Origin of the sequence: Aquibium sp. ELW1220 (assembly GCF_030398385.1) — a bacterium.
GTDB lineage: Bacteria > Pseudomonadota > Alphaproteobacteria > Rhizobiales > Rhizobiaceae > Aquibium.
This window is the reverse complement of sequence record NZ_JAOAOQ010000077.1, coordinates 1-12066: the sequence shown is the minus strand read 5'-3', so window position 1 is coordinate 12066 and position 12066 is coordinate 1. Positions and strand designations below refer to the sequence as shown.

Below are 12066 nucleotides of genomic sequence, written 5' to 3'. Positions count from 1 at the left end.
CTCATAACCTGAAGGTCGCAGGTTCAAATCCTGCCCCCGCAACCAAAATCCCGAACGATATCAAACACATGAACGCCGCCCTCCGGGGCGGCGTTTGCGTTTGAGCCATCCGTGGAAGCACTGTGGAAGCAAGAGGGGCCAAAGTCCTTCATATCACAGCGAAAACCCACAAGGCACTTGCTGATGCAGGAGAGGTGCAGGCTGCCGAAATGTTCTAGGCTAGGTAGTCCCCAGGGGCGGTGAACCAGTGACATCACGACGAGCAGAAGAACCTCAAACGGACGTTGGCTCTTGCGCAGGCCGTCTGCATCGCGTCCCAATGCATCAGGAACTGCCGCAGACGGTTCTCCCACGGCGCGCGACCCAGACCGTCCTCGAGTGCCTCCCTGCGAGCTATCTTCGCACCAACGATCCAGATTTCTCGATCGTAGGACGGATTGCGGCAGGACGCGTGAAGTATGTCGTTGAGCTGCGCGGCGGTAAATCCATCACGGTTTCCGAAGATGCGGTTGCGGCCATTCAAGGCAACTCTATTGGCTTGAACGTCGGCTTCCCAACGTTCTGGCGTCCAGACAGAGGATGGTTGGCCGCGCGAAACAAACCCGAGACTTGCTAGCGCCTGCCGTCCTACATCCTGCAATCCACCGACATTGAATCCGTGGCCGCCCTGCTCCTGCTTGCCCACCTTTGCGTGGACAAGCACCATCTTTTTGGCTCCCGGACTGATGCCAATGAAATCCGCGACCTCGCGGTTGTCATCATCGCATAGCCAGAGGGGAAGGGATTCGATTGCTGCGGTGAGTTCATCATCCACGATCTCGTTCGCTCCGCGCTGGCCTGCACAAGTTGCCGCAAAGAGGCCAAATATTGATTGCCGGTGCCAATCGCGCGGGTTGCCCGCGTAGTCGTTCTCGCCTTTCTCGGTCTCTACCGGATCGAGCGTGGCCGATGCGTGAATATAGTCGAGAACCGGCTTGGTTCCGTCGTCCAGGACCCACCGCAGGCGCGGTTCATAGAAGCTGCCTTCTGAATACACAACGCTGTCGCGCTGCGTAAGAATACGGAAGGCCTGCCCCTGATTGAGCCGCTGTACGAGTGTAAGTGCTTGGCGCCGGTCGTCTCGCCCCGGTGCGGGAGCCAGTTGATTTAACCTATCGCTGGCGAGACGGTATTTGCGCGTCTGCGGGACAAACTCGATGCTGCACGGCACCTCTTCATCCCCGATCCGGATCGTAAACTCGCCAGTGGCAGCATCTACTTCTGCACAGAGATCGAAATAGTCCACGTTCTCGTGGAGGACCCAGGCGGCCCCTCCGGCCTCGTCATCGCGCATATCGTCAAGCGAGGGGTCCAGAAGGATCGAAACCGGTTGTGCTTCATGGTCCTCAATGTCCTCGACAACTGCAGCATAGCGATCAAAGACCCGACTTCGATTTCGATCAATGTCCGTCAGTTGCGCAGCGACATCTGCTGTCCATGCAATGTACTCTTCGACCGGAACATGGCGCTCAGATGCATCGCGCAGGCGCGACCGGTTGAAGCCGACGTAGCGCGCAGTTCCATCGACAAAGCCCGCTGCCGTTGACGGAACGAGAGATGGATCGAGCAGATCTGTGAAGGCCTCCGCGAATGAACGGGTGCGCAGCGCCATTGCCCGGATTGCATGTTGCGACATGTCAAGCGAAGAGAATGACATGCGGGAAAGCCTAGACGGCGTATCCTCATTCTCGTCGGGAAAGGCCTTCTCCATGACGGACCTACCGGCCCGTTTGAGGTTGAGACCGTCCATATCGATGACGAGGCCTTCAGTGTCGTGCATAAAAACGAACTCGTCTTGCTGGACCGCAACGAAAATTCCGAGCTTCCATTCGGAGAAAAAGCGGTCAATCAGGTACGGCGAGTTCCGCCAGGCATAGTAGGAAAACCCCATCGAACCTTCTGGCATCCCTTCAATCGGAGTGATCTTGAAGCGGTCCTTGTCCATGATCGCTTCCTCGATCACGGTGCTAAACGCGCGGATATCGCGAAGTGGTGCGGCCTTTCTCAGCACCGCAGCGCTGCGGGGGAGCTGGATGTCGCCCGCTGCGAGCGGCTGCTCGAATTCAAAGCGACCCCGAAACTCGCCGCTGATGTACTGGTATTCAGCCATATACTCTAGCAGGCGGTCGGGAAGCGTGACTTCGTTGGTAACGATGTGCGAGGTGTTTCGCGCCGCATAGTTCTCGAAACCTTTGTAGCGCTCCCACGCAGTGCGAATTCGTTCTGTATTGGCGGGCAGGGCGAGGATCCAGCCGGTCTGCCGCACCCGCCCGTCGCCGTTTGAATGCCTCGTGGCGCGCCCAATCTGCTGTACAAGTTGACGCGCGTTACCCATTAAATCGAGTATGGCGACAGCAACGAATGACGGATCGTCGATCCCCTCCATAAGCTTGTTCTGGTGAATCCAAAACTGTGCGTCAGGCCGCGCCCGCAAGGCTGACGCGACATTCGTGAACCGATCACGGTTCTCGGCAGTTTTTTTGGCTCTTTCGTGGATGACGACAGCCCGCGTCTCAAAGACGCGATTGATCTCCGCTTGCAGGAGCGTGAGCGTCTCCAGGTCGTCGCCACGCACCATTACCTTCGGGGCTCTCCCGTCCCGAAACCAACGCTCCGCCTGTCGCAACCGATCAGGCATCTCACGGTGAAGAATGCCTACAAACTGCCTGATGGCGGCTTCCCGTCCGTTGGGTTGTTCGTCTCCCTGCGGGACGACGACCTCGGCCGGCCGAATTATGCGTCGATCAACCGCCTGCTGATATGGGAAATTGAAGAGGTAGCGCCCGCGCACACGGAAGGATTTATAGTCATTACGGTATGGCGTCGCGCTCAAGAGCAAGGTCGGCAAATTAAATTCTCGGACGCCGCGGGACCAAGAGATAGCTGGCTCGTAATGGCCCTCGTCGACGACCACCAGATCAAAGTTCTCGCGAATCTCGGCCAGAATGGCGTCGCACTCACCGGAGGCCGCATCGTCCGGATCGAATGCCTGCTTGCGGATGTCTCCAAGGGCCTGATGTGTGCCAACCAGAATGGCGCGGTCGATCTCGTCGCCGCCGAGATGCTCTGCAATCGCGCGCACGTTACTCGGCAAGAACTGCTCGACATAGACGTCTTCGAGCGCCTCTCCGAGTGCCTGCGCGCCGGCTGTGAACAGCGCGGTACCGTTGACCTCGTACCCAAGATGGGACCAGAACCGGTAGCGGATGTCTGCGATCAGCTGTTCAGTCAGCGCCCTTCGCGGCGTCAAAACAAGAACGCGGCGGACATCGGGTAGGCAGCGCGCAATGACAGCCACAATGCCCGACTTTCCGGTCCCCGTCGGGAGTTTCAGGAGCGCGGCTTCGGTATGGTCGGGACGCTCCGGTATCGCCTTGTTGCCGCTCAAATATGCGACCACCATCCCGATTGCCGCTTGTTGGTGCTCCCACAGCCGAGGATGGCCTTCGGCGCCGTCCCAGAAGTCATACTTCCGCAGGTGCCGCAGTCGTCGATTGAATGAGTAGGAGTCAATCCCCGCCCCTGTTATTGAAGTTCTCTTGTCGGCTCTGAGCGTCTTTAAATTCATCGTTCAAGCCGTTGCGAATATCGAAGGTTCTGAATGCTTTCGGAGCGTCTCCATTTGGCGGACCACCATATCAATGCCCGCCGGGATCCCGCTGCCAAAGGCGAGCTCTCGAACATCGACCGCGATGACATCCAGTACCGGCCGCTCTTCGGTCATGAGCACGAACTCGGTGATCCTTCCTGGTGGGCAGTCCCTCGAGGCCGGGTAAACGAGCGCGAGTCGCTTACAGCGGTAGCGGCTGGCGTAGGCGTTCATCTGATACGCGTCGGCGCTCGAGACGCCCAAGTTCGGTTCGGCGAGATCGAGGCGCTTCCATTTTGCATCGAAGATGGCGACGCACTCGTCTCCACTCTGAACGGTGACGTCGGGGCGCAGCTGGAAGCCCGCCGTCGCGAGGTTCTTCACAGGGCTCTGAAGTCCGACAGTAAGGCGAGCACCGGCCTGCACTTGGCAAGCATGCCGGATGCGCAGTCCGAGTACCGTCTCGAAGAGCTTCTCCATGTTGAACAGCAGAGCGGAACCAGCTGCTTCGCCGATGCGAACATCCGGATAGAGGCCGGTCAGCAGCCAGCGGGCCCGCGCAAACACCTGCTCCCAGTGTCGGATAGTACGATCAAACCGCAGGGCGCCGACGTCGCGAGCCCTGACCCTGCGATCGGTCACCTCGTCAAAGCGATGGAGGAACGCCGCCACCATCGCCCGGGTCCTCGGGCTCAGCGCGAATCCGAGGAGGATTCGCAGGACGCCCTTCAGCGCCTGATTGTAGGCGTTGTCGATGCTGCGCTCGTCGAAACGACAGAGCAGATGAGAACGATCGAAGGCGTTCGCGCGCAGGTGCTCGGTCAGCTCGAGCCGTCCGCGGATGGCATTGAGGTTCTCCGTCCTCTCCGAGTACCGGGCAATGGCCCCGCCTCTGAGCGCGGATTTCACCTGGCTGCAGAAATCCTCGATGAAGACGTCCAGGAGGTGGCTGTGCTGTTGCCCAAGGCCAGCATCGCCCACGCGCTTTGATCCAAGCTCACCTGCGCGCGCAAGCATGGCCACCAGAAGGCCCCGCATATCTTCGCTGCTATCGCTGCCATGATCGATCTTTGGAAGTATCTCGATCGCCAGCTGCTCGGTTTGCAGGACTCCGCAGAACGGCCCGAACTTCAGTGACCGATGGCCCCATGCGAGGACCCCGGGTGGCAGACGTCCGGCGAGTTTCGCGATGCCTTCTGCCTCGAGCTCGCTAATCTCGCCGACCGGGCCGATGCTGACCCCCTCCCTCTCTCGGAAGGTCAGGCGCCTCATTCCGGTGGCTCGTAGATCTTACGGATGGCGTCCGGGGTGATGTCATCTTCCCGAATGATCTCGAACGCCTCACCGTCGCCGATTTCGGCCGGGTCCGCCTTAGGAAACAGCACAGCAGCACTTTGCGTCCACGCCCGGACCAATTGCAGCTCCTCCTCCACGGCCTGGTCGGCGAGGACGTATCGGATCTGACGCCAGTCGTCGTAGAACGCCTCCTGCAGAAAGGGTAGTATCTCCCGTGCAAACACGCGGCGCAGCTCGTCGAAGGACTTCACGTGGTAGAAGTAGCTGTGGCCGAGGGTCTGGTCGCGATGCAGCAGGCGGGACAGGCGGGCATTCATGGCCTGCAGAAGCTGACGCAGGTCGATCGCGTTGCCCTCGCCGTCGTCGATCGATTCTAGCAATTCTGGCTTCGGCGTGAGTTCCTCGAACCTGAACCGGCGCCGTAAGGCGCTGTCGAGCAGGGCGATCGAGCGGTCCGCAGTGTTCATGGTGCCGATCACGTCGACGTTCGCGGGCACACCAAAACGCTCACCGGAGTATGGGAGCGTCACTTCCAGGCCCTTGCAGCTCGCCGAGCGGTTTCCCGACGCATCGATGCGGATGCGCTTGTCCACTTCGATCAGCGTAATCAGCTCGCCGAAGACCTTGGCGACGTTTCCGCGATTGATCTCGTCGATGAAGAGGGCGAACCGCTTGTCCGGCGCGCGCCGGGCCCGATCGCAGAGCCGCTTCAACACCCCTGGCCGCACCTCGTAGGTGACGGCGCCGTTCTCTGTAACAGGTCGAATGCCTTCGACGAAGTCCTCGTACGCGTAGCTCTGATGAAACGTCACGAACTCGAAGCGATCACCGGCCGCGTCCTGGTATCGCGGCAGGTAATCGTTCTTGAGGCGGTAGGTCTTCCCGGTCCCGGGCGGGCCGTAGAGAATGAGGTTCAGGGGCGGCGCGAGTTTCTTTGGAGATGCGTTCCCAGAACCGGCGTCGTCCCCCGGCGGAGTAGCGCCCGATGCGATAGGTGACAGCGCCTTCCATAGGCGCTCCAGGGTCCGGGCAGCCTTTGCCTTGATCTCGGTTCCGGAAGACTCCGGGTTCCATTCCTGGTCGGGCTCGCGGTTTTGCAGCTGTTCCAGAGCGACGATTTCGTCCGACGTCGCATCGCGGACGGAGTCGAATGCCACGTCAACGAAACGCGTCGTCGCGCCGGCGTTGGGGCGGGCCTTTTCCCAGTGCTCCGCTTCGTAGGGCGCACGCGTGATCATGCCGACTGCCACGACGCCATTCGGAGGACTGCCGGTACGGATCAGAAAGACGCGGTCCCCCTCGCGCGGCTTGCTCGAACTGCAGCGCCAACGGTTGTCAGCTTTCTCCCCGTTGATGGTCGTGGCCCGGTCTGTCGCGAGCGTATCCCAGTTCCATCTGGATGGGTTCCAACTGAGGAGCCAGTTCCTTGTCTGGTTCTTCCACTGGGCCTCGAACTCGTCCTGGTAGAAATCGATGTCCGCGCCATGCTCTTCTTCAAGTCGGCGGCGCAGCTTGAGCAAGGCACGGTCGATCTCGACAGTGCTCCACTTCTTGATCTCCTTCTCCGTCATGTCTCCGAAGCCGGCGAGGATCAAGCGTTTGTCGCCCTCGGAACTGATCCGCTCGAACGTGTCGGGAAACAGAAGGTGTGGAAGGATGTGGATCAGCTGTCTGCGCCGCGCCTCCGGGAGGCCACTCAGCCATCCAGCGAATGCCCACGGGTCCGCAGCGATTTGCTTGCGGTCCGAGGGATCGAGAGCCTTGAAATTTCGCAAGGCACCGATCAGAAAGCCCAGCTCGCGCCAACGGTGCGTGTTATATGCGGGGCCGGCGGAGCCAATGCCTTCCAGGACAGAGTCTTCCAGAAGAGGGTGGGTCGCGCTCAGGTCCTCTCCTGACCAAGACCAGATCTCCAGCACGTTCTCGCGCTTCTTGGCGGCGCCGACGTTCGACGGGAAGAGCAGCGTAAGCCACAAGCTCTCGGCCATCAGCTGGCGGCAATTGGGGGAGCCGTCTGAAAGCTGAACCTCCAATTTCGAGAGAAAATCACCTTCACCGGCGTCGATGTTATTGACGAAGCGCTGGTCAAGCTCATCTAAGAGCGAGTTCGTCCAGAGGCTCTTCCCCTCAGAAAAAACAGAATGCTCGGCGACCAGAGATCGTTCTCGCCACTGCCGCACAGCGCCATAAATCGGTTCAACGTGATGGTTGGGGTTGTACTTCGACACGCGAAAAAGCTTTCTCGGTTGCTCTACGGGGTGCGGTGGACACCGTATGTCAGATGCCCGGAATTCTTTGCGCGCTCAAACCCACAGTAATTCTGGCTTTCCGAGCAGGCGTTGACGGGGCCTTCAGCCTTTATCTGCGAAATTCTCCTCTTGCACCGAGCGCAGGGCACATAGAAATTGCGCTCATCATGCTGACGCGGGGTGGCAGAATTGTTCCTGATGTCGAAGTAACTCGGCTGCCACTGTCCGATGAGATCGCCAGGCACGTATTTCCAAAGGTCGCCGTGCGCCTGATTGCTCTCGTCTAGCCTGACGACGTTGGTCCTTTGATAAAGGTTGCTGTGGGCCAAGGGTTGCGCGTGGCCAACTGGGCCGGATGAGTTGCCAGAGACAATCTTGTCGCCCTCTCGATCGGGCGAGGGAAGCTCGGCCAGCGAGAGGCCAAATTCGAGGTCGTGGAATTCTTCGGAAGACCGAGCCCCACGCCCAGTCGATCTCAGGCTCACTCGCGCGACATAATCATGATCGATCTGCAAGCTGCATTCGATTCGTTCGAGCAGAGGCTGTGCTTTGGGGTCGACCTCGACCTTCACGATGCAAAGCGAACGCCGCGGATCACCCGGCGATGTCTTCCCGAGCTTCACCGGCTTCGCAACCTCCACCACTGCGAAGCCCTCCCGCGGGTCGACACAAAAGAGGCGCGTGTTGGCGACATTCTGCGTTTCGTTCTCGATCGGAAGGGTCCACCCAGCATCGACTAGAGAGTGGTATGTTCCGCGGCCGGAAGTATCTGCGACGAGAATTTCGATTGGTTTAGAGAGCTTGAGCCGGAGCCCATCCTTCGCGATCCAAGCGGCGCCTTCGGCGATGATGCGATCTCCATTTTCGAGCCGCGGAACCCTCCCAACAAACCGTTCCGTCAGGCCATCCCGAATTGCGGGCATGTTGACCATCCCGCCAGTTGCTAGGCAGAGCTCGATGTCCTGGTAAGTCAACTGCGCCTGCTCCAGTATCTCATCGATCCGGGCGAGCCCGCGCGCGACGATGCCAGAGCTAAGAGCCTCGAGTTCCGGACGGGTTACCGATGCAAGGAGGTTTTTTCCGGGCCCATCCACCTTCAGGTAGTTCCGCACGATCACGTCTTCGGTGTCGACCTTGGGATCGGACAAAAGAATCTTCAGAATTTCGCACTGGTGCAGCAGCTTCGCCGCCATGCCTGGTTGTTCTAGAGCTGTGATGTCTTCGAGGCCATGAGCAGAAGCATGCTTGCCGCGCAGGTGATTTCGCAGCCGCTCGTCGAACTTGTCACCGCCTACTTCGTTGTCGCCAAGATTTCGGACCTGCATGATCGCACCACCTGTGATGCGACAGAGGGTCAAGTCGAGCGTACCTCCACCCCAATCGAAAACCAGGATGGACCTTCCTTCCAGGCGCGCCAGCTCACGGCGAAGGTCAGGTTGGGCACGAAGGTGAGCATACAGGGCAGCGACTGGCTCGTGAACAAACTGCACAACGCCAATGCCGGCTTTCCGCGACGCTTCGCGGAGGGCTCGGCGCTCAGGCCCTCCGAAGTCTACGGGAATGGTGAAGACCGCTCGCGCGAGATCATGCGCAGGCGCACCTCCGCGCGCAATGGATGCGTCGGCTTTCAAGTGTCTGAGGACTTCGGCGACAGCATCGGTAGGCTCGACAGGTCTCCCGTCCACAAAGATGGGACCGTCACGCCTGAGCGACATCTTCGGAGATCGAACGAAGCCTGGTGGAGCGCCACCTTCGGTGATGTCCATGTTCTCGCGGGCTTCGCGCCCAACCACGATCTCCGAGCCACGGTACCAGATGACTGACGGATGAGGGCGACGGGTGACTTGATCTACGAGTGCGAGGGCGCGCCCTCCGACAGAGACCGCCGCAAGACTGTTCGTTGTTCCAAAGTCGATACCGAAGATGGTCTCACTCATTCCTTAGCCTCTTCAATCACTGAAAGGGCGGCTTTCACTCGTCGAAGCGCAGTTCCCGGCGCTGGAGGGTCGATCTCTAGAGCGTCAATAGCATCCGAGAGGAGAGGTCCCAGCCGTTCACCCAGAAGCACCTTCTGCTCGGCTTTTGTCTCCGTCAGATCGTGACCCCAATGATGACGCTCAGCTGCAAGTGTCTGCTCCAATTTCGCGATGGCGGTATCCCTTTCAGAGATGATCGTCTTCGCATCTGCGAGATCAGTGCGGAGCATCTCGATCTTTCGGTTGGCATCATCGAGGCGATAGCGAAGATCGTTTGAAATGTTTCTCTCTCGGGTCCGTTCGTCCTCCGCCGCCTTGACCATCTGGTCCCCAAGTGCCGCCATTGCCGCTGCAATCCGAAGTTCACCGGGCCTTCCCTTCTGAACGGCTCGCTGAGCCACTTTCGTGGCCTCCTTTAAATCCTTGAAGAGGACTAGAGGAAGTTGTTCCGCAACCTGCCAGGTCTTAAGCGACCGTTTCTCTACAAGCCAACAGATGACTATTCTCAAAATATTCTCGGCGAGCTTCTTATCTTCCTTCTTTTCGGAAAATAGGGCTACAGAGATTTCACGTAAAAGCGATCTAAAGATACTTTCTGCGTCGTGGTCCTGCGGGTCGAAAGATTCGCCAAATTGCTCCTTAAGGCGCGCCTGTGCTGCTCCCCAAATCCATGCATAGACTGGCTCCGGCGGTGAGGGTTGAGCCATCAAACTCCAGAGTCGCTCGGCCTCTGGGTCCTTGGACGTCATGAGCTTGGCGGCCGCCTCTTGGTCCGCGGCGCGAAAACGCTTCACTTCGTTCTTGCGAAGAACCTTGAAGAACGCGGAGGGAGTCGCGCGATCCTCGCTGAAGTACCCCACAAGCGTGGGAGGAATTACAAGGTCATCGGGCGAGGCGTCCCCGGTGTTATTCGGCTCCTCTGCTCGCCTTACGTTATTCGTGCTCTCAGCCTTGGTTTCTGGCCTCTCTTCGTTCTCGGTCACGTTGATGCTTGCTCCAGGTATCTGCTCGCCCATCGGCTGAAGGGATAAACTTCGGCGATTTGCGTTAGTGGTTCCAAGGCGCACTCGGTCGAGCCGAGCCTCCACGCTGATGCGGCCCATATGGCGAACGCCTTCTGGTGATCAATTACGTCGAATAAGTCGGAGTGCGCGAGCGTCCTGCACTCGTCATCCAGGATCGGACTCCATCGCTGCTGTGCAGTGAGACGTTTCGAAAGTTCGAGCATCCGCCCTGTCCCGTGGTCAATTGGGCAGACCGGCCGCCGAGTGGCGCTCTCGAGAGGCCGCGTCAGGCTTGCCGAGCAAGGGTCCGATAGCAGCTCAATCGCGAAGTCCAGCTCCCAGTATCCCGTGCGCTCCCCTCGATTTTCGAAGTTGTTCAATGCGAATCGTATGATGCAGGTAATCAGTTTTGCGAGTGGGCGCGGGAAGTCCTTCAGGACGTCGAGCGCGCGTCCATAGAGTTCACGATAGCGAGAGAATGGAGTGGTGAGACTCTCGCCTTTAGGCCGCTCTTTGATGAGGATGCCGAGACAGTAGTCGGCCAGGCCGGACGCATATTCCTTGCCAGTCCCTTGGGTTCTCTTGTCGGAAAGGAAGGAACCAATTGAATTTCTTGTTATCTCTTCCGATACAAGTATTTCTCTGAATGCTTCCTCTACTCGCTTGAGGTCTGATTTTTCCGCAATTCGGAACGAGAAGCCATACTGAGTCGCAACGGGTGTCGCTCTTTGCTCAGTCGCATTGATCAATTCGAACTTCAGCTCTGATTGGTAGGTTTCGGCGATAATCTCCCTGAGTTTATCAGCAGAAACCTGCTGCGGTCCAGCACCGTCGAGGAAGATCTTGGCATGGCCCGTGTTCGATACAGCAATTTCTGAAAATGCGAGCGGTGATCGGAGGACAGCATGCGCACTCGGTTCTTGGCCTCGCAGAAGGATGAATGGTCGCTCTACGCGATGTTTGGCGTAGACATGGTCTTGGAACTCTGACTGGCTCGGAAAATGCGCTGTGCAGAAAGGGCAGGAGAAGCCTGGCTCTCTTGGCGGCCCGGGATCCGGGGTCCTTTCGGTACTTTCATAAAAGGCATCGAGGTCACCTTCTCGGATCCAGCCGACAGTGGGCATGCTGACCTCTCATGTCGCGACAGTCTTCGTCGTGCCGTACGGGATTAGACCCAGTCCACCCAGCTTCATTATTGAACATCGATCGCATAAGGCGTAACACTTCGCATATCCGCGAACAAGCGGATTGACAAGGAGAGCAAGCGATGAACCGGCCATGTCCCCCGACGGTGTGACCTTCGGCCGGGCGATCTCGAAGGCCCGCAAGGCACTCGGTCTCAGCCAGAAGGAGCTCGCAGCGCGCGTGATGAAGGAAGAGGGCGGCGGGTCGATATCCCCGCAGTACCTCAACGACATCGAGCACAATCGACGCAGCCCCAGCTCGGGGCACCTGATTCGCCAGTTTTCCGGCATCCTGAACATCCCGGAGGACTACCTATACGCACTCGGTGGCCGGCTTCCGGATGATCTGCGGCCGGATGCGTCCACCCCGGACAAGGTTGTCGAGGCCTTTGCCAAGTTAAGGCGAGCTTTGCGGGATTGAACCAGCCAACCAGCCTTAGTTGGTAGACCGCGGTTCGTCCCGTTCCGCGCGCAACCATTCGGCGAGTTTCGACCAGCGCCGGCGCCCAGCGACATTCTTCACCGCGATCGCGACGGCCTTCTTCTGGTCGACCAGCACGACCAGCTTCTTGCCGCGCGTCACGCCCGTGTAGATCAGGTTGCGCTGTAGCATGGCGTAGTGCTGGGTCATCACCGGGATGACAACAGCGGGATATTCCGATCCCTGGCTCTTGTGGATAGTCGCGGCATAGGCCGGGACCAGAGTGTCGAGCTCGCCGAAGGCGAAGG

At 59.1% G+C, this 12066-nt stretch carries 8 protein-coding genes; 1 reads left to right on the top strand and 7 read right to left on the bottom strand.

Annotated elements, in window-relative coordinates; all coding sequences use genetic code 11:
- Positions 1 to 253 precede the first annotated feature (253 nt).
- Genes N1F91_RS30215 through N1F91_RS30190 form a run of 6 tightly spaced genes read right to left on the bottom strand, consistent with a single transcriptional unit; the run spans position 254 to position 11277 of the window.
- The gene (locus tag N1F91_RS30215) at positions 254 to 3607 is read right to left on the bottom strand and encodes a DEAD/DEAH box helicase family protein (protein ID WP_289997607.1); all 3354 of its coding nucleotides are present in this window, start codon (positions 3605 to 3607) and stop codon (positions 254 to 256) included.
- Positions 3608 to 3610: 3 nt separating this feature from the next.
- The gene (locus N1F91_RS30210; protein ID WP_289997606.1) at positions 3611 to 4900 is read right to left on the bottom strand and encodes a restriction endonuclease; all 1290 of its coding nucleotides are present in this window, start codon (positions 4898 to 4900) and stop codon (positions 3611 to 3613) included.
- Positions 4897 to 7152 (bottom strand): AAA family ATPase, encoded by a 2256-nt coding sequence (locus N1F91_RS30205; RefSeq protein WP_289997605.1) that lies wholly within the window; start codon positions 7150 to 7152, stop codon positions 4897 to 4899. The genes N1F91_RS30210 and N1F91_RS30205 overlap by 4 nt, the downstream gene beginning before the upstream one ends.
- Positions 7153 to 7175: 23 nt before the next feature.
- Entirely contained in the window at positions 7176 to 9110 is a 1935-nt protein-coding gene (locus N1F91_RS30200) for an Hsp70 family protein (RefSeq protein WP_289997604.1), read from the bottom strand.
- Positions 9107 to 10132 (bottom strand): hypothetical protein, encoded by a 1026-nt coding sequence (locus tag N1F91_RS30195; protein WP_289997603.1) that lies wholly within the window; start codon positions 10130 to 10132, stop codon positions 9107 to 9109. Before N1F91_RS30195 ends, N1F91_RS30200 begins: the two co-directional genes overlap by 4 nt.
- The gene (locus N1F91_RS30190) at positions 10129 to 11277 is read right to left on the bottom strand and encodes a hypothetical protein (RefSeq protein WP_289997602.1); all 1149 of its coding nucleotides are present in this window, start codon (positions 11275 to 11277) and stop codon (positions 10129 to 10131) included. The genes N1F91_RS30195 and N1F91_RS30190 overlap by 4 nt, the downstream gene beginning before the upstream one ends.
- 154 nt (positions 11278 to 11431) lie before the next feature.
- Here N1F91_RS30190 and N1F91_RS30185 point away from each other — a divergent pair, with 154 nt between their 5' ends.
- The gene (locus N1F91_RS30185; protein ID WP_289997600.1) at positions 11432 to 11758 is read left to right on the top strand and encodes a helix-turn-helix transcriptional regulator; all 327 of its coding nucleotides are present in this window, start codon (positions 11432 to 11434) and stop codon (positions 11756 to 11758) included.
- Positions 11759 to 11773: 15 nt separating this feature from the next.
- On the opposite strand, the gene N1F91_RS30180 is transcribed toward N1F91_RS30185, so the two are convergent.
- On the bottom strand, positions 11774 to 12066 hold a 293-nt coding region (locus N1F91_RS30180; RefSeq protein ID WP_289997597.1), incomplete at its 5' end, for an ATP-binding domain-containing protein.

Coding starts and splice junctions, on each gene's coding strand:
- N1F91_RS30215 (WP_289997607.1), bottom strand. CDS start 3,607: ATGAATTTAAAGACGCTCAGAGCCGACAAGAGAACTTCAATAACAGGG.
- N1F91_RS30210 (WP_289997606.1), bottom strand. CDS start 4,900: ATGAGGCGCCTGACCTTCCGAGAGAGGGAGGGGGTCAGCATCGGCCCG.
- N1F91_RS30200 (WP_289997604.1), bottom strand. CDS start 9,110: ATGAGTGAGACCATCTTCGGTATCGACTTTGGAACAACGAACAGTCTT.
- N1F91_RS30190 (WP_289997602.1), bottom strand. CDS start 11,277: ATGCCCACTGTCGGCTGGATCCGAGAAGGTGACCTCGATGCCTTTTAT.
- N1F91_RS30185 (WP_289997600.1), top strand. CDS start 11,432: ATGTCCCCCGACGGTGTGACCTTCGGCCGGGCGATCTCGAAGGCCCGC.